We start from the raw sequence: 18020 nt of genomic DNA, 5'->3' as shown, positions 1-18020 counted from the left end.
TGCTTCTCGTAGCCGGGGTGGTCCGTCATCTCGCCCTCAAGGGCGGGCTCCAGGAGCTACTGCGTCATCTGCTGCCGGAGCCTTCCAGCGCCGGTGACGCGGGCCCGGTCGACCAGCTGCCCGATCCAACTCGACCTTCACCTCGGCCGGCCCCGCCTCGCACAGCCGGGCTGGCACGGTGCTCGCCGTCGCGGTGACCGGGCCCGGCGTCGTGGACAGCCCCACTGGCATATCGCGTCGCGGGCCTGGCACGCCTTCACCGGGCCTTGGCCGCGAGCATCCGCCGGGCGATGATGATCAGTCAGATAGCCTGCTGATTCTGCCGATCGCTCGTTCAAGGCCACAGTCCGAACCGTCACCGGCCGCATTCCGGAACATCGATCGCCCTGCAGCCGCATGCGTCGGCCCGCGGCGATGGGCGTCCGCATCCGACCACGGTGGACGGCTTGGGCCAAGGCCGGTTCAGGCCAGCACAGAGCCCTAGTTGGGCCACTGGCCGGCGGGCAGGATCGTACCCAACGGCAGCGACAAGCAGCCGAAAGGGAACCGGGACAGCGTCACCGCGGGACGCACCGGATCCGGACCACTCCCTGTTGCGCGTGTGTCCCGAAGGAGCCCTGCCATGATCCGCACCCGCATCGCGAAGGCCGCCGCGGTCGCCGCCCTCGTCACCCCGCTCGTCACCGCCACCCCGCTTCCGGCGCCGCCCCTGGTGTGCACCGACACCATGGGCCGGCGGTAGCAGCCCACTTCGGGCCCACCCGCACGTCACCGGCCCGGGCGCCGCGCCCGTCGCCGTGATGGCGCCGCGCGGCCGGGGCGGTCGCCGAACCGGGGCGGTCGTCGATCCGGGGCGTTCTCACTCTGCTCTCACGTGTTGCGCGCCGGGCTTGTCCATGCCCTGTCCGGCGCACGGTCGAAGGCGAATTCCCTCACTGCCCTTGAGACCTGTCGTGGCCCAGATCTCTGGCCACGACACATCCGACCTGCGAACGAAGGAAACGTTTCACCATGAAGAGGACTGTGCGCAACGCCCTGCAACTTCTCGCGGTGAGTGGGGTCCTGGCCGGCGGGACGATGGTTGCGACGAGCCCCGCGCACGCGGCGCTGCCCGATGTGTCCTGTGGCACGGTCACCTCCGCCGACACCACCGCCGCCGTCCAACTGAACCAACAGCTCACCGGCAGCCTGCGGAACGCGATGAACGCGTACCGGATGTCCTGCGCCCGGGCCATCGTCAACACCGTGCGGGCCAACGGCTTACCGCAGCAGGCGGAGGTCATCGCGATCACCACGGCGGTCGTGGAATCCACCCTGCGGAACAACCCGAACATGGAGGACCACGACAGCGTCGGCCTGTTCCAGCAGCGGGCCTCGTGGGGCACCACCGCGCAGCGGCTCGACCCGGCGACGACGACCCGCAAGTTCATCAGCGCGATGCTCTCGACGTATCCGAACAACACGTGGCAGAGCAAGTCGATCGGCGAGGTCTGCCAAGGTGTCCAGCAGTCGGCCTATCCCAGCCTCTACCAGGGTCAGGCGGCCGACGCGCAGAAGATCGTCAACGCCATCGGTCAGAGCCCCGCTATTCCGGTGGGGATGACGGGTTTTGCGTCGGCTGACTTCAATGGTGACGGGAAGACCGATCTGGCGGCGGTGGATGCGGCGACGGGGAAGATGTACCTGTACCCGGGTACCGGTGTCGGTACGTTCGGTGAGCGGAGTCTGATCGGCACCGGTTGGGACACGGTGAGCAATGTGACGCCGGGTGACTTCAACGGCGATGGGAAGATCGATCTCGCCGCGGTGAACACCGCCAACGGGAATCTGTACGTCTATCCGGGCAATGGCGCCGGCGCGTTCGGCACGCCGTGGTTGGCGGGCACCGGCTGGAACAACCTGGACCACCTCATCGGCGGTGACTTCAACGGTGACGGGAAGTCGGACATCGCCGCGGTCGGTACTGCTGACGGGAATCTGTACGTCTATCCGGGTAACGGTGCCGGTTCCTTCGCAGCGCCGATCAACGCCGGTACCGGTTGGAACACCCTGGGTAAATTCGCGAGCGGTGACTTCAACGGTGACGGGAAGTCGGACATCGCCGCGGTCGGTACTGCTGACGGGAATCTGTACGTCTATCCGGGCAACGGCGCCGGTTCCTTCGCAGCGCCGGTCAACGCCGGTACCGGCTGGAACATCATGCGCGACCTCATCGGCGGCGACTTCAACGCCGACGGGAAGTCGGACATCGCCGCCGTCCAGGCTCCGCAAGGATCCACCGGTGACATGTACTTCTATCCCGGCACCGGCCAGAACACCTTCGGCAACCGCACCAGCATCGGCACCGGCTGGTAGCCCGCCCCCCAACTCAGTAGTCGACACACACCATTGACCAGATCGAGGTAGACAGCCATGCCCAAGAACAGCCGCTTCCGCCGCGCGTCCGTTCTCGTTCCGTTAATCGCCGCCATGGCCGCCGTGGGCCTGACCGCGCCGCCCGCCCAGGCCGGCTCCTCCCTCGGAGGCCCCGTCAACCGATCCGAGATCCTGCAGCGCGCCCAGTACTGGGACGCCCAGAACGTCCAGTACAACCAGGGCGCGACGTACGGGGACGGCGACGGCCACACCTACCGCACCGACTGCTCAGGGTTCATCTCGATGGCTTGGCACCTGTCGGCCACCGGGCTCGGCTCGCCGACCACCAATACCCTCGACAGCCGATCGCTGAGCACGCGCATCAACAAGAGCGAACTCCGCCCCGGCGACGCGCTGGACAACATCAGCGACCACGTCGTGCTCTTCGTGAGGTGGAACAACCAGGCGACCGGGGACTTCACCTACATCCACCAGTCGAACCCGAGGACCGACGTGACCTATGGGAACGGGAACGTCTACACCGGAAACATCTCCAGCTACCCGGCAAGCAGCTACGTGGCCCTCCGCCTCAACAAGGTCGTTGAGGACAACACCACGCCTCCGCCGGCGACTCCGGTGGGGATGACGGGTTTTGCGTCGGCTGACTTCAATGGTGACGGGAAGACCGATCTGGCGGCGGTGGATGCGGCGACGGGGAAGATGTACCTGTACCCGGGTACCGGTGTCGGTACGTTCGGTGAGCGGAGTCTGATCGGTACCGGTTGGGACACGGTCAGCAATGTGACGCCGGGTGACTTCAACGGCGATGGGAAGGTCGATCTCGCCGCGGTGAACACCGCCAACGGGAATCTGTACGTCTATCCGGGCAATGGCGCCGGCGCGTTCGGCACGCCGTGGTTGGCGGGCACCGGCTGGAACAACCTGGACCATCTCATCGGCGGTGACTTCAACGGTGACGGGAAGTCGGATATCGCCGCGGTCGGTACTGCTGACGGGAATCTGTACGTCTATCCGGGCAATGGCGCCGGCTCTTTCGCAGCCCCGATCAACGCCGGCACCGGCTGGAACACCGTGGGTAAATTCGCCAGCGGTGACTTCAACGGTGACGGGAAGTCGGACATCGCCGCGGTCGGTACTGCTGACGGGAATCTGTACGTCTATCCGGGCAATGGTGCCGGTTCCTTCGCAGCGCCGGTCAATGCCGGCACCGGCTGGAACATCATGCGCGACCTCATCGGCGGCGACTTCAACGCCGACGGGAAGTCGGACGTCGCCGCCGTCCAGGCCCCTCAAGGATCCACCGGCGACATGTACTTCTACCCCGGCACCGGCCAGAGCACCTTCGGCAACCGCGCCAACATCGGCACCGACTGGTAGACCCTGGGTGACGCTCCCGCTCTGAGCTTGGCGTTTATCGTCGCAGGTCACTCGACCTGCGACGATAAACGCTGGCTCAGAGATCGGGGAGCGGACAGCCCCGGCCGCTGCCGATCAGCTTGTTGACGACGCTCAGCGCGTCCTCGTGGCGGAACAGCACGGCGTACGGCAGTGCCGCCGCGGAGTGCCGTCGTACCAGTGTGGTCTGGTCCTCGGGAAGTTCCGGGTCCGCGACCAGCTCGGCCTGTGCGAGCAGCTCGGGTTGGTCGGTGCGGACCAGCTCCGCAGCGCAGAACCGTTCGAGTTGGTCCGGCCACGCCACGGCGACGCTCGGGCGCGGCCCGGGGGCGGCCGCCGGGGTCGCCAGCCAGGCCCGCACCGGGTCGTCGGAGGGGACGCGGCCGGGTTCGAAGAACGACCAGAACGTTCCCGGCCACATGGCGGAGGCGCGGTAGGCGGTGATCGACACATGGCTGCCCGTGGTCAGGTCGACTGCCAGGTGCACCGGCACGCCTTCCTCGTACCAGTGCGCTCCGTACTCGCAGACGGCGAAGCGACGTCCGTCGTGGTCGAGGAGTACGAACGAGGTGTTACGGCGGCGCTCGGTGGCCAGGTCATGCCGTGTCACCAGGACGTCCAGCAACTCCTGGTGCCGTTCCGGTAGTTCATCGCGGGAGAGGTTGAGCACGGGAGCCTCCAGGTCGACTGTTCGGCGGATCGGGTTCCCACTCTGCCCGTCCGGGATCGATGAGGTGTGCGAATTCGAGGTTTCCGGGACGTCCCGTCGCAGCCGACCCGGTCCGAACGCCCGGCGGTGGCCAAACGGCGAACCGGCCGGTGGGGCGCTGCTGTTCGGGCGGTTTCGGCGCCCGAGGGCGTGGGTTGTCCTGAGATACCCGGTGGCCGACACGACGACTGACGGCGGGTCATCGCAGCTCTCGGGTGGCGAGGCGGCGTTCCTCTGTTGCCGGCCCGCCGGAGCCCTGACCCGCCGTCGAGAGGTCACCGTTGGCGGAGGTCGGCCTGATGGTCGATCCACGGGCCGATCGATGCGGCGCCGTCCGTCAGGATGCCGAGGTGGTTGTCATGTGCCACGGTCTGGAAGGTGTCGTTGGCCGGGTGGCCGGCTTGTGCCGCGTAGGCGATCACCCGGGCCGGGTTGAACACCTCGTCCTGGGCCCCGATCCACACGCCGAGCGGCTTGGTCAGGCCGCGCAGCACGGCGGCGCTGTTGTCGGCGTTCTGCGCCAGTGCCATGTTCACCGTGTAGCGCGGGACCAGCTTCGCTGACTGGACCTCCTGGGACGTGTACGCGAACCCGAGTGCCGGGGTGTGTCCGTCGAGCACGTGGTTGCTGACCGCGTTGACCACGAAGGCGCGCTGGCAGACGGTGGCGAAGTTCGAGGCGCCGCTCACCTGTTCGGTGTCGGAGTGCAGGCCGAAGTCCGGGGCGAGGAGGACATAGCCGGCTACCTGGTCGTCGATCCGGTCGAGGCTGTTGAGTACCAGGCCGGCGCCGGCCGAGTGGCCGCCGACGAAGAGCGGCAGTCTCGGCTGCTGCCGGTGCACGAAGTCGACCATGGTCCGGGTGTCCTGCCAGACCTGTTCCGGCGTCGGCGCGTCACCGCGCGGGCCGCCGGAGGCGCCGTGGCCCCGAATGTCCACCAGGTACGTCGCGATGTGGTGGTCGTCGGCGAGTTCGCGGCCGAGCGGGAGGTATCCGGCCGCGCTGTTGGCGCCCGAGCCGTGGTAGAACACCAGGCTCGCGACCGGGTTGGCGGGGAGGTACGCGTGGTAGGCGAGCGGCACCCCGTCGGTCGCGGCGACCCGCCCGGTCGGGTCGGCGTTCGTGGCTGCGGTGGTCTGGTCCTGCTGCAATCCGCCCACCGCGGGCGTGGGGAAGGCGCAGGGCATCAGCGCGACGGCGGCGCCCGCACCGGTCAGCACGCCCAGTGCGGCGACGGTGACGCCCAGCACTCCCAACGCCCCCACCCATCGGCGCAGCAGCGGTGCCCGACCGGCCGCTGTGCGCTGTGTCGCGGGCCCGTCCGCGGTGCCCTGCTCCAGCCAGCGGCGGACCGCAGGTTTGCGCAGCCGCCCGTAGACCAGCAGTGGCAGGACGAGTCCGGCTGCCGGCAGTGCGCTGTCGAACCGGAGGGCCTGGTAGGCCCGGATCGCCGCGAGCAGCCCGAGCAGCACCAGTAACTGGCCGAACAGCCGTGTTCCGGGCCGGCGCAGCCGCCAGACCGTCCACCAGCAGCCGAGGCCGAAGACGGCCAGCAGCATGCCGAAGCCCCGGGTGGTGGCCGGGTAGGCCGGGTTCTGTTCCAGTAGGCCGTTGAGCACGGTGGCGACGCCCGTGAGGAGCAGCAGCATCCGGATCACGGTCACGTCGCGTGGTCGCCGCCCGGGCAGGTCGCGGTCAGCGGACATCGTCGGACTCGCTGGAGGCGCCGAGTTGTTCGGCGATCAGGGCCTGGGCCTGGTCGCACCAGGCGAGTTCCGCGTCGGCCAGGGCGATCGTGTGGGCACGGACCAGCCAGGTGGCCGGGACGGTGTCGGCGCTGCGCTCGGTCTGCTCGGGCCATTGGGCGCCGGGCACGGTCGCCGTGGCCTGATCGCGGCGGGCGTGTGCCTCGTCGCGGCGCTGCTCGATCAGCCGCAACATCGCCCGTGGACCGGCGTGGTCGCTGAACAACAGCTTGACCATGCCCTCGTCGCGCCGCTGCGCAGGCTGGGCCGGGAGGCTGAGCCAGCCGTCCAGGGCTGTCGCGCCCTGCTCGGTCAGCTGCCAGACGGTCTGCCTGCCCCGCTCGGCGGCCGGCTCGTCCGCGGCGATCAGGCCGCTCGCCTCCAGGTGCTTCAGCTGCGGGTAGAGCTGGCCGTAGCTCACGCCCCAGAAGTGCCCGACGGAGCGCTGCACGGCCTGTCGTAGCTGGTAGCCGTTGCGGGAGCTGAGCGACAGGAAGCCGAGCACCGTCCATCCCGTGGGCGTGAGCTTCGGCAGTCCGATGTCGGCGGCGCCTGGATCCTCGCTATATCTTCCAGATAGGGTCATGGGGCGAACGTACCATTCCCGCGGCCCCTCGGGGCGGCAGCCGATCCCGGCCGCTCGGAGTCAGCAGATGAGGCAGGAACAGGGGCGGCGGACACGGGAGCAGGGGCTCGATCCTGATGGTCCGGTGGACACAACGGAATTGGCTTGTGTGGGCCTGCCATTGGCTGGGAGGCTCAGAATCATGATCGACAAGGACGTCGGAGCAGCGGAGACCACGGACGGCGCCTGGTGGCTGCGGGGCGTACCCGCAGCCGAAATGCCCTGCGGCCAGCGGCCGGAGTGGGCCGAGTTCGCCGAATCGGCCCTCGCGCGCGCCGCGTCGGCGCCGCGCGTGCCGACCGGGGAGCTGCCGGGCATCACCGGCTTCGCGGCCGTGCTGGCGCCCTTCGCCGAGCTGGCCGGAGCGCGACTCCCAACCGTCGTGCCGGACGCCGTGGCCGACCTCCGGGCCATCCGGGCGGACTTCGTCCGACAGCTCGCCGGTGCGCTGGCCCGACTGGCCGCCCGCACCCTCGTACTGGAGCTCAACGTCGCGAGGGTGACGGGCCGCCTCGATGGCGCGGCACCATCGGATCGGTTCCGGAACTTCCTTCTTCTGGTCGGACGTCAGGATGGGCTGTCCGCACTGCTGGGCGAGTACCCGGTGCTCGCCCGCCTCCTGGCGCAGGCCTGCCGCCACGGCGGTTCGGCGTTGGCGGAACTGCTCGACCGGTTCGCCGCCGACCGGGCCGCCATCGTCGCCACCCTGCTGGCCGGCGCCGACCCCGGGCGGTTGGTCGCGGTCGAACGGACCACGGGCGACGGGCACCGCCGTGGGCGCAGCGTCGCGGTGCTGCGGTTCGCCGACGGCACCCGGGTCGTGTACAAGCCGAGATCGCTGCGCGTGCACGGACGCTTCAACGAGCTGGTCGGCTGGTTCAACGCGAGGCCCGGTACGCCGGGGCTGCGGGTCCTCGCTCTGCTGGAGCGTGACGGGTACGGCTGGGTGGAGTTCGTCGCGCCCGGCTCCTGCACGGCGGAGCGGCAGCTGGAGCGGTTCTACCTCCGGCAGGGGGCGTGGCTGGCGCTGCTGTACGCACTGGACGGCACCGACCTGCACTTCGAGAACCTGATCGCCTGCGGGGACGAACCCGTCCTGGTCGACGTCGAGACCCTCTTCCATCCGTGCGTCCCGGCCGACCCGCAGGAGGATCCGGCGGCTCGCGCGCTGGAGTCCTCGGTGTACCGCAGCGGCCTGCTGCCGCGTCTGCTGCTCGGCGACGAGACGGCGGTCGACGTCTCGGGCCTGGGCGGCGACGCGGGGCGCCGCTCACCGGTGGAGGGGGTGGACTGGGCGGCCGGCGGTACGGACGAGATGAGACTGGTCCGCCGGGCCGGAGAGATCACCGGCGCCGGGAACCGCCCCCTGCTCGACGGAGCCGAAGTGGACCCGGCCGGGTACACCGAGGCCCTCGTCGCCGGCTTCCGCGCCGGATACCGCGCGATCGAGGCCGGCCGGGACGAACTCGTGGGACCACAGGGCCTGTTGCGAGGGTTCGCGGGGGACGAGGTGCGTGTGGTGGCCCGGGCCAGCCTCGTCTACGCGACGCTGCTCGATGAGTCGACCCATCCCGATGTCCTGCGGGACGCGGTGGACCGGGACGAGATCCTGAGCCTCTTGGGGACGGACGCGCTCGAAGCCTCCGGTTGGCCCGGGCTGCTCGATGAGGAGATCGCCGAACTGTGGGACGGCGACATCCCGTTGTTCACCACGCGGCCGGGTTCGTCGGACCTTTGGAGCGGCACGGGCCGCCGGCTGCCCGGCGTACTCGACCGGCCGGGCCTGGACCGGGTGTCGGACAAGATCCGGGCGATGGGCCGCACGGACCGCGACGAGCAGGAGTGGATAGTCCGGGCGGCGATGGCCGGCAGGTCCACCGCCTCCGCCCACGGCGTCGGCGCCCCGCCCCGGCTTCCTCCCCGGCCCGCCCGCGGATCTGCCCTGGATCCGGCACGGCTGCTTGCCGCCGCCCGGGGCATCGGCGACCAGCTGGTGGACAGGGCGAAGCAGAGCGGGACGCGCGTCAACTGGCTCGGGCTCGAACTCCTCGCGGACCGGTACTGGCGCCTCGGACCGTCCGGTGCCGACCTGGGCGCCGGTTACCCGGGGGTGGCGCTCTTCCTGGCGCAACTCGCCGGCCTCACCGGCGAGGCGCGCTACGCGGAGGTGGCCCGCCGTGCTCTGCGGCCGCTGCCCCGCCTGCTGGAGCGGCTTGCGGAGCACCCGGAGGAGCTCGGTGTCGTCGGGTCCGGGGCCTTCGCCGGTCTGGGCGGTATCGCCTACGGCCTCACCCAGGTGTCCACCATTGTGGACGACGCCGAGATCCGTGGCTGGATCGGACCGGCGGTGGACCTCACCACCGCTGCGGCCCGGGCCGAGGACGCGTCCGGTGTCTTCGACGGCACCGCCGGCGGCCTGGTGGCCCTGCTCTCGGTGCACGAGGCCACCGGCTCCGCCGAAGCCTGGCAGGGTGCGCAGCTGTGCGCGGCCCGCCTCGCCGATCGTCCCCTCCCCGCCGCCCCCGGCTTCGGTACCGGATCGGCGGGCATCGGCTGGGCTCTGCTCAGGTTCGCGGCGGTAGGCGGCGGTGCCAGGTACGAGCAGGCGGGGCTGGCCGCCCTGCGGGCGGCAGTCGGACAGGACCTGGACCACTCCTGGTGCACGGGCCTGCCGGGCATCGCGTTGGCGGCCTCCGACAGCGCAGCCGGGCCGACGGAGATCGTCGACAGCGCGGTCAGGGTGCTCGCGCTTGGTGACCCACTGCCCAACCACAGTCTCTGCCACGGCGAACTCGGCGCCCTCGAACTGCTCACCGGTACGGCTGAGCACTCCGTCGGGCACACCGTGCACAACCGGCGCGCGGGCGCGCTGCTGGAGACGCTCGACCGGAGCGGACCGCGCTGCGGCACTCCTGGAGGGCTCAGCACACCCGGCCTGCTGACCGGGCTCGCCGGTATCGGACACGGTCTGCTGCGGCTCGCCGCCCCCGAACGAACAGCTTCGGCGCTGCTGCTGCAGCCGCCGATCACGCCCCGGTCGTCATCGTGGACGCCGTGGCCTCAGGAAAGGAACGGCCGAACACCATGAACACCCCCGATCTGGTCCGCCAGTGGAAGCAGCCCGGCATGCGGCAGGGCGAAGCCGTGGATCACCCCGCCGGTGAGATCAGGCTCCGGGCGGCCGGCGGGCTCGCCCGTCGCACCGCTCTGCTCGCCGCGCACGACGGCGTGCGGTTCTCCCACCAGTTCCCGACGATGACCTTCACCGGCGGCCCCGAGGTGAGCCGGTAGTCGGCATCCGCCGACCGGCAGCCGGTGCCTCCGACAGGGCCGTACCGGCTGCCGGGTGTGAGAAACCCCCCTTGATCCACTCCTGCCGGACCGTCACAACCCTCCAGTAACCTGCGCGGTATGCGTACAACCTCGTCGGTCACCATCGGCCGGAAAGCCGAACTGTCCCAGCTCAGCGGCGCCTTGACGGCGCTCCGAGAGGGGGAGGGTCGTGCCGTGTTCCTGCTGGGAGATGCCGGGATCGGCAAGTCCCGGCTGCTCGGCGACTGCTGCGGCCAGGCCGCCGACCTGGGCCTGCCGGTCCTGCGCGGCCGGGGCAGCCCGACGAGCGCGGGAACGCCCTTCCGCCCGCTCGTCGAGGCGCTGTCGTCCCGTTTCCGGACCAGCGGGCCGCCCGAGGACGCGGAGCTCGAACCCTACCGTCCGGCCCTGGCCCGGGTCGTTCCGGAATGGCGGCACACCGCCGTCCCCGGCTACCCCGAGAGCGTGGTCGAACTCGCCGAGGCGCTGCTGCGCCTGCTCGCCGTCCTCGGGCGGGGGACGGGCATGGTGCTGGCGCTGGAGGACCTGCACGACGCGGACACCGAGACGATCGCCGTCGTCGAGTACCTCGTCGACAACATCGCCGGACTGCCGGTGCTGCTGCTGGCCACGCTGCGCCCCGAACCCGGGGCCGCCTTCGACCTGGCCCGCGCGGCCGAACGGCGCCGGACGGCTTCCCTTCTCCCACTGCGCCCACTGGCCGCGCCGGACGTCCGCGCGATCGCCGGCGGTTGCCTCGCCGTTCCCGTCGACGAGGTACCGGTGGCCGTGGCCGACCGGTTGGCCGAGGGCGGCGACGGGAACCCGTACCTGATCGAGGAACTGCTGAAGGACATGGTCGGCTCCGGGGCGCTCCGCCTGGAGGACGGCGGCTGGCGCGTGGTCCGCGACCTCTCCGCGACCGTTCCGCAGAGCGTCGTCCAGAGCTACGGGCACCGGATCGATCTGCTGGACCCCGCGCTGCGGGAACTCCTGCTGGTCGGGGCCACCCTGGGCGCCCGCTTCTCGATCGGCACGCTCCGGCTCATCACCGGGCACGACGAACAGACCCTCTTCGCCCATCTCAGGTCCGGCGTCGAGGCAGGCCTGCTCGTCCCCGACTGGGCCGGTACGGACCAGTACGCGTTCCGGCACGCGCTCACCGCCGAGGCGCTGCTGGCGAACCTCCCCCGGGCGGAGCGCGCGGCCATCGCCCGCCAGGCCGCCACGTCGCTGCTGGAGGCCGATCCCGAGCTGACCGACGGCCGGTGTCAGGTGGTCGCGGGGCTCCGTCTCGCCGCCGGGGACGAGGCCGCAGCGGCGCTGGCGTACGCGGAGGCGGGCCGACGGGCGCTGGCCGACGGTACGTCGGGGTCCGCGGTCCGGTTGCTGGAGCGCGCTCACGACCTCGCCGACCAGGCGGACCGGACCGACATCACGGAGGCGCTGCTGTCCGCCCTCGCCGAAGCCGGTCAACTCGACCGCGCCTTCGCCTCGGCGGACACCCTGCCGTCCGTCGGGGCGGGGTCTCTCGGCACCGACCGCAGGATAGCGCTGCACACCCGGCTCGCCTGGGCCGCCGTGATCGCGGAACGGAGCGCCGACACCGTCGCGCACGTGGCGGCGGCCAGGGCGCTCCTCGACAGCTGCGCCGGTCCCGAACAGACCGCCGCGCTGGCCCTGGTCGAGGGGCACCTCGCCCTGCTCCCGGGCCAGGGCGAGCGGATGGTCGACGCCGAGCGGTCGGCCCTGGAGGCGGCGGCGGTGGCGCAGCGCGAGGGGCTTCCGGTGGTCGCCTGCCAGGCCTGGCAGTTGCTCGCGCTGCTGGCCCGGGAGCGGGGCTTCGACGACGCGGACGAGTGCCTGAAGCGGATGCTGGCCGTCGCCGAGACCCACAGCCTGCCGGCCTGGCGCATCGAGGCCGCGCTGCGGCTCGGCGCCAACAGCTTCATGCGGACCGGTGACACCCGCACGCTCGAACAGGCGCGGGACGCCGCGCGAGGGCTGGGCGCCATCATGCTGACCCAGCGCGTGGAGGCACTGCTCGCGATGAACGCGGTGCTCACCGGGAACGGCGCGAAGGCGCGCGAGACCATCGACCGCTGCCTGGACGCCAGCGCGCGGATGAGCGACCTCGGGACCCACCGCTACCTGCTGCTCACCTCGGCGACGCTCGCCGCGCACGGGGGACGCCGCCGCGAGATGGAGCACGAGCTGCTGGCCTTCCGGCAGTCCGGCGGTGGTGAGTCCTTCCTGACCCCGGTGATGCTCGGCCTCTGTCGCACGATCTGCGCGCTGTTGGAGGAGGACCGGATCCAGGCGGTCACCGAACTCGCCGCCGCGGCGGCATGGGAGGAGCGGCACCCGAACGTCTTCTACCTCTCCGGGCGGTACGGGCTGGGCCCCCTGCTGGACGTTCTCGCGGGCACCGCAGGCCGGGCCGAGTACGAAGCCGTGGCCGCCGCCCCGGCGGCGGGGCTGGTCTGGAACCGGCAGTTCCTGCTGCTGGCCCACGCGGTCCTACTGGGCCGGGAGGGGCGGGCCGAGGAGGCAGCCCTGGCCGTCCGTAGGGCCGAGCAGAGTGCCGGGCTGTTCCCGATGGCCCATCACCTCGGACTGCGGCTGGTCGCCGAGGCGGCGATCGCCGACGGCTGGGGCGAGCCGGTGGCATGGCTGCGCAGCTCCGAGGAGTACTTCCACGACCACGACGTCCCCTCGGTGGCGGGCGCCTGTCGGGCCCTGTTGCGTCGCAGCGGCGCGACGGTCGCCCAGCGCCGCAGCGGGTGGGACCGGATCCCGGCCCAGCTGCGCGCGCAGGGCCTCACCGCTCGCGAGTACGAGATCCTCGCACTGCTCGTGGAGCGGCCCGGCAACCAGGACATCGCCCGGCGGCTGTCCATCTCGCCGCGCACGGTGGAGAAGCACATGGCCACGCTGATCAGCAAGACCGGCAGTCCCGACCGTGCGGCGCTCTGCCGGTTGGCCATCGAGGTCTCCCCCCGTGCCTGACCCCGTGCCTGACCCCGTGCCTGACCCCGTGACCGGCCTGCGGGTACCGGGCGATGAACGGCCCGGTCCGGGAACCTACGTGCCCGCAGGCCGGATTCGCCCGGTCGCCGGCCGGAACCTACGTGGGCCGCCCCGATGCCGGGCCGGCGGATCGCCGGAAGGATCGGTGATGCAAACGGAGCAGAGCGGTCCGCCGCCGCTCCGCACCGCCGCTCCCCACCGCCGTAGGAGGCCCGCTGATGACAGGTACGAGCGCGACGCCGAGCGCGGTCCGCGACGAGGACTCCGACCTGCTCCCGGGCCTCGTGGCGTCGGTCCTGCACCGGCGGGATGCGCGCGGCTGGACGGTCGGTTCGCGGGAGTTCTGGTGCCATGTCACTCCGGAAGGCCGCACCATCCCGGCGCAGGGGTGGAAGCTTCACCTCTCGGCGACTCCGCTGTCCGCGCCCATCGTCCTCCTCAAGGCAGCAGAGGTCCTGGTCGCCGGGCGGGCCTCGTTCAAGTTCGCCGGCACCCTCGACCGGGTGACCGAACTGGTCTCCGCGAGCTACGACCGGGGTGGCGGTGGCAAGTTCATCACCGTCTATCCGGATGACGACGAGCACTTCCGCGCACTCGCCGAGGAGCTCCACCACGCCACCCGCGGGCTGCCCGGCCCCGGCATCCTCTCCGACCGGCCGTACCGCCCCGGCAGCCTGGTGCACTACCGCTACGGCGTCTTCACCGGCACGACGCAGCTCGGCAACGACGGCACCGTCGAGTCCCTGCTGCGAACCCCCGACGGCGCTCTGGTCAGGGACCTCCGCCTGGCGCGGTTCAAGCCACCGGCCTGGGCGCGGTCGCCGTTGCCGCAGCAGCCGCCGGAGCCCGGTTCGCAGCCGCAGGCCGGTTCGCAGCCGCAGGCGGCGAGCCGGCCGGCCGCCGTCCTTCTCGACGGCCGCTACGTGGTGCGCTCGGCCATCCGGCACACCTACAAGGGCGGGGTGTACTACGGCACGGAGCGGGAGACCGATCGGCAGGTCGTCATCAAGGAGGCCCGACGCCACGTCGGGTCGACCGTCGCCGGCACGGACGCCGGCGACCTGTTGCAGCACGAGGCGCGGATGCACGCGGTGCTGGCACCCCTGGGCGTGTGCCCGCAGGCGTTCGGCGTGTTCACCCAGGGGGGCAATCTCTACCTCGTCCAGGAACGCGTGGACGGAGAGAACCTGCGGGACTGGGTAGTGGCGAATCCCGCGCCGGTCAGCGCCGTCCTGCTGGACCTGGTCGAGCAGCTGGTGACGATCGTCGAGCGTGTGCACGCCGCCGGCCATGTGCTGCGGGACCTGAACCCGAACAACCTCATGCTCACCCGGGACGGGGCGCTGCGGCTGATCGACCTGGAGATGGTCGTTCGACCGGGCGACCAGGTCCAGCGCGCCTACACCCCGGGGTATGCCGCGCCCGAGGTGGTGGCTGCGGAACGCAGCGGCCCGGCGCCGGACTTCACCTCGGACCTGTTCAGTCTCGGCGCGGTCCTGTTCCACCTGGCGAGTGGCGCCGAGACGGTGCTCGCCGCGGACCGCCCGACGACCCGCACGAACGGCGAGCGGCTGGCCCTTCTGGTGTCCCGGACCCTTGCCGACAACCCGGCCGCGCGGCCGTTCGTCCCCGCGATCCTCGGGCTGACGGCGGAGTCCGTCGATCAGCGGTGGAGCCTGGAGCGGCTGCGCGAGCTCCTGGCCGAACTGCGGTCCGGCCGGCCGGAGCTTCCCGGGGAAGCGGCACGCCCGGTCCTTGCGGCGGATGTCGAGGAGCGGGTGCTGGCCGACGGGCTGACCCACCTGCTGGACACCATGACCCCGGCCGGGCAGCCGCGGCTGTGGCCCGCCGACGGGTTCGCCGCCCTCAACGACCCGCTCAACGTGCAGCACGGCGCCGCCGGGGTCCTGGCGGTGCTCACCGCGGCCGACGTCGCGCGGACGGACCCCCGGCTCAGGTCCGGGGTCGCCGAGGCGGCCGACTGGATGGCGGGCCGTCTGCGGCTGGACGAACCGCAGCTCCCCGGCCTGTACTTCGGCCGCTCCGGCACCGCCTGGGCACTGCTGGACGCAGCCCGGCTGCTGGACGACGACAAACTGGCCGACACCGCGGCACGCCTGGCCCGGGCGGTGCCGGTGCGCTGGCCGAACCCCGACGTCTGCCACGGCGCGGCCGGCGCGGGTCTGACACAGCTGCACTTCTGGCAGGCCACCGGCGAGCCGGACTTCCGGGCCCGGGCGGTCGAGGCCGCCGAGGGGCTGCTGGCCGCCGCCGAACCGGGCCGGTCCGGAACGCTCTGGCCTGTTCCGAAGGACTTCGACTCCGCGATGGCGGGAGCCAAGCACCTGGGATTCGCCCATGGCGTCGCCGGAATCGGCACCTTTCTCCTGCTGGCCGGCCAGGCCATCGGACGGGACGACTTCCTGGCACTCGCGCAAAGTGCCGGTGACACCCTGGTGGCGGCAGCGCGGACCGGCGACGGTGCGGCCTGGTGGCCCGAGGGCGACCACGACGAGAACGCCCCCTTCCGGCTGCCCTACTGGTGCAGCGGATCCTCGGGAGTGGGGACCTTCCTGGTGAGGCTCTGGACCGCCACTGCCGACCAGCGCTACCGGAACCTGGCCGAACAGGCCGCAGAAGAGGTGTACCGCAGGAGGTGGCAGCTCTCTCCGGCGGCCTGCCACGGACTGGCGGGCAACGCGGAGTTCCTGCTGGACCTGGCCGCCGCCCTGGACGACCCGGGCTACCGGCAGCGGGCGGCGGAACTCGTCGCCTGTGCCCACGCGCGCCACACGTTGCGTGACGGTCTCGTGCTCCTGCCCGACGAGTCGAACACCGAGGTGACGGCCGGTTACAGCGGTGGGACCGCCGGCATGCTGGCCGCACTGGTCCGGCTACGGCACGGCGGCACCCGGCTCTGGCTGCCCGACTCCCTCGCACTCTCCGTGCCGACGGACGAGCCGGTCGGGATCGAGGCCGGCGCATGGTGACCTGGACCCCGGCTCCGAGCCGCGCGCCCGAGTTGCCCGTGGCGCCCGCACTGCCGGCCACCCGGACGAGTTTCGCCTTCTCCGCGACGGCCGAGCATGCCGCCTGCCTGACGACAGGCTCGCAGGGCGGCCTGGTGCCCGAGCACTGGTCGTTCGACGGGCCGTCGCCCCGGCGCCGGACGCTCGCGCTGGAGGAGTCCCTGCGGACCCAGCCGCTGCCGACCGAGGACGGGAGACTCCTGCTGCTGCGCGGTGCGGCCGGCCGGCACGAACTCGTCCTGGCCGACCCGCAGACGGGGCGGGCCGGTGAGCACCTCACCGTCGAGTGCCGCGCGCTGCGTCTGGTCGCCTCCGCCGAACCGGGCACCCTGGCGTTGGCGGTCCGCTCCGACAGCCCGGGCCGGTCGGTGCTGTACCGGGTGCTCGACAGCCCGTTGCGGTTGGAGCCGGTCGCGGTCCTGCCCGGCACGGTCGGCCGCATCTGCGGGGTGGACCACGGCGGACGGCTGCTCGGCGTGGCCCTGCGACACGAGAGCCGCTCCCGGACCGTACTCGTCGATCTCACCGACGGCAGCCACCACGACCTGCCCTGCGCGCCCGGCCGGGAAGGCGACGCCCTCCTGCTGGCAAGCCCGTCCTCCGGTCTGCTGCTGATGGCGACCGACACGCCACAGGGACGCCGGCTGGCGTGGAGATCCCTGGCCGAGCCGGCCGGACTGCGCGTTCCCGAGCGGCTCAACACCATCGACGGCGCCGTCCTGCCACTGGCCTTCGACCCGGTCGGTGCGCGGGTGGCCCTGCGAGTGCTCCGCGGAGCCCGGGCCCGGCTGCTGGTCCACGACCTGCGCCAGGACCGGATCACGGAGGTGCCGCTGGCAGCGGGGGCGGTCCAGCAGGTAGCCGGCTGGGGGCGCAGCGGCCTGCTGGTGCCCGTTTCCACGGCGGACCGCCCGGCCGAGATCGCGGTGCTCCCGCCCGAGGCCACGACGGAGTGGGCCCCAGCCGGAAGCCAGGCGGCGGGACGCTCGCGAGTCGAGCGGTTCTCCGGCCCCGCAGGGCAGTTCGAGGCCGTCTGCCAAGGCGACTGGCGCAGCGCCGACGCCGTACTGGTCGCCCTGCACGGCGGGCCCGAGGCAGCCTGGGACCTCGGATACGAGCCCGTGCTGCACCGGCTCGCCACCGCCGGCATCGCCATCGTCGCCCCGAACCAGCGCGGCAGCACCGGCTACGGGGCCGCGCACGCCCAGGCCCTGCACGGCGCCTGGGGCGGACCCGACCTCGCCGACATCCGCGGCCTGGTCAGAGCCCTCGCCACAGGGCGACCCGGATCGGCGCCACCACCCATGCTGTACGGGGTCAGCTACGGCGCCCATCTCGCCTTGCTGGCGGCTGCCGCGGACCCGCAGCTGTGGTCCCGCTGCGCGGTCGTCGCCCCCTTTCTGTCCGCCGCCCGGCTGCACGCTCAGGCGGCGCCCGCGGTCCGTGCGCTCATCGACCGGCTCGGCGGCCGGACCGAGATCGAGGACGGACTGGGCCCCCGCGACCTGTGGACCCTCGCCGACCGGATCCGCACCCCACTGATGATCGTCCACGGCACGGACGACCGGACGATCCCGGTCGACCAGTCCCGGCAGCTGCGGCAACGGCTGCTCGACACCGGCCGCAGCGAGGGCACGCACTTCCGCTACGCCGAAGTACCCGGCGGCGGACACTCCCCGCTGGAGGACCGTGCGGGCGCGCACCTGCGGGAGCAGCTGGTGGAGTTCCTCTCCCAGCGCCCCGGGAACGCGTGAGGACCGCTCGGGACCGCGGGATCAGAGACTCACGGCCATTCGGGC

General features: G+C 71.9%; 10 protein-coding genes. 7 read left to right on the top strand and 3 right to left on the bottom strand.

Features of this window, described 5'->3' with window-relative positions; translation table 11 throughout:
* The first annotated feature begins 1011 nt into the window (after positions 1-1011).
* Both ACFWPT_RS01595 and ACFWPT_RS01590 read left to right on the top strand, forming a co-directional pair.
* A complete protein-coding gene (locus tag ACFWPT_RS01595) occupies positions 1012-2355 on the top strand; it encodes an FG-GAP repeat domain-containing protein (protein WP_380424486.1) in 1344 nt (447 codons plus the stop codon).
* Positions 2356-2412: 57 nt separating this feature from the next.
* The gene (locus tag ACFWPT_RS01590) at positions 2413-3753 is read left to right on the top strand and encodes an FG-GAP-like repeat-containing protein (RefSeq protein ID WP_380478667.1); all 1341 of its coding nucleotides are present in this window, start codon (positions 2413-2415) and stop codon (positions 3751-3753) included.
* Positions 3754-3829: 76 nt separating this feature from the next.
* Here the strand turns inward: ACFWPT_RS01590 and ACFWPT_RS01585 are convergent, their stop codons facing one another.
* From ACFWPT_RS01585 to ACFWPT_RS01575, 3 genes are all read right to left on the bottom strand, one after another.
* On the bottom strand, positions 3830-4441 hold the full coding sequence (locus ACFWPT_RS01585; protein WP_380478665.1) for a hypothetical protein: 612 nt from the start codon (positions 4439-4441) through the stop codon (positions 3830-3832).
* Between the two features lie 314 nt (positions 4442-4755).
* Positions 4756-6186, bottom strand: coding sequence for an alpha/beta hydrolase (locus tag ACFWPT_RS01580; RefSeq protein ID WP_380478663.1), 1431 nt, complete (start codon positions 6184-6186; stop codon positions 4756-4758).
* Positions 6176-6811, bottom strand: coding sequence for a PadR family transcriptional regulator (locus ACFWPT_RS01575; RefSeq protein WP_380377133.1), 636 nt, complete (start codon positions 6809-6811; stop codon positions 6176-6178). Before ACFWPT_RS01575 ends, ACFWPT_RS01580 begins: the two co-directional genes overlap by 11 nt.
* 181 nt (positions 6812-6992) lie before the next feature.
* Here ACFWPT_RS01575 and ACFWPT_RS01570 point away from each other — a divergent pair, with 181 nt between their 5' ends.
* The 5 genes from ACFWPT_RS01570 (at position 6993) to ACFWPT_RS01550 (ending at position 17975) form a co-directional block, all read left to right on the top strand.
* A complete protein-coding gene (locus ACFWPT_RS01570) occupies positions 6993-9938 on the top strand; it encodes a type 2 lanthipeptide synthetase LanM family protein (RefSeq protein WP_380478661.1) in 2946 nt (981 codons plus the stop codon).
* A complete protein-coding gene (locus ACFWPT_RS01565) occupies positions 9935-10141 on the top strand; it encodes a hypothetical protein (RefSeq protein WP_363586627.1) in 207 nt (68 codons plus the stop codon). The genes ACFWPT_RS01570 and ACFWPT_RS01565 overlap by 4 nt, the downstream gene beginning before the upstream one ends.
* A gap of 120 nt (positions 10142-10261) precedes the next feature.
* On the top strand, positions 10262-13171 hold the full coding sequence (locus ACFWPT_RS01560; protein WP_380478659.1) for a helix-turn-helix transcriptional regulator: 2910 nt from the start codon (positions 10262-10264) through the stop codon (positions 13169-13171).
* Positions 13172-13410: 239 nt separating this feature from the next.
* Positions 13411-16182: a class IV lanthionine synthetase LanL gene (lanL, locus tag ACFWPT_RS01555; RefSeq protein ID WP_380478657.1), complete on the top strand. Its 2772-nt coding sequence runs from the start codon at positions 13411-13413 to the stop codon at positions 16180-16182.
* Positions 16176-17975 (top strand): alpha/beta hydrolase family protein, encoded by a 1800-nt coding sequence (locus ACFWPT_RS01550; protein WP_380478655.1) that lies wholly within the window; start codon positions 16176-16178, stop codon positions 17973-17975. The genes lanL and ACFWPT_RS01550 overlap by 7 nt, the downstream gene beginning before the upstream one ends.
* Positions 17976-18020 lie beyond the last annotated feature (45 nt).

Origin of the sequence: Kitasatospora sp. NPDC058478 (assembly GCF_042720345.1) — a bacterium.
Taxonomy (GTDB): Bacteria; Actinomycetota; Actinomycetes; order Streptomycetales; family Streptomycetaceae; genus Kitasatospora.
The sequence above is the reverse complement of the archived record's forward strand: the minus strand, read 5'-3'. Positions and strand labels throughout refer to the sequence as shown.

Excerpts from the sequence above, each read along its gene's own strand:
- ACFWPT_RS01575 (WP_380377133.1), bottom strand. The coding sequence starts at position 6,811 with ATGACCCTATCTGGAAGATATAGCGAGGATCCAGGCGCCGCCGACATC.
- ACFWPT_RS01580 (WP_380478663.1), bottom strand. The coding sequence starts at position 6,186 with ATGTCCGCTGACCGCGACCTGCCCGGGCGGCGACCACGCGACGTGACC.
- ACFWPT_RS01570 (WP_380478661.1), top strand. The coding sequence starts at position 6,993 with ATGATCGACAAGGACGTCGGAGCAGCGGAGACCACGGACGGCGCCTGG.
- lanL (WP_380478657.1), top strand. The coding sequence starts at position 13,411 with ATGACAGGTACGAGCGCGACGCCGAGCGCGGTCCGCGACGAGGACTCC.
- ACFWPT_RS01550 (WP_380478655.1), top strand. The coding sequence starts at position 16,176 with ATGGTGACCTGGACCCCGGCTCCGAGCCGCGCGCCCGAGTTGCCCGTG.
- ACFWPT_RS01565 (WP_363586627.1), top strand. The coding sequence starts at position 9,935 with ATGAACACCCCCGATCTGGTCCGCCAGTGGAAGCAGCCCGGCATGCGG.
- ACFWPT_RS01590 (WP_380478667.1), top strand. The coding sequence starts at position 2,413 with ATGCCCAAGAACAGCCGCTTCCGCCGCGCGTCCGTTCTCGTTCCGTTA.
- ACFWPT_RS01595 (WP_380424486.1), top strand. The coding sequence starts at position 1,012 with ATGAAGAGGACTGTGCGCAACGCCCTGCAACTTCTCGCGGTGAGTGGG.
- ACFWPT_RS01560 (WP_380478659.1), top strand. The coding sequence starts at position 10,262 with ATGCGTACAACCTCGTCGGTCACCATCGGCCGGAAAGCCGAACTGTCC.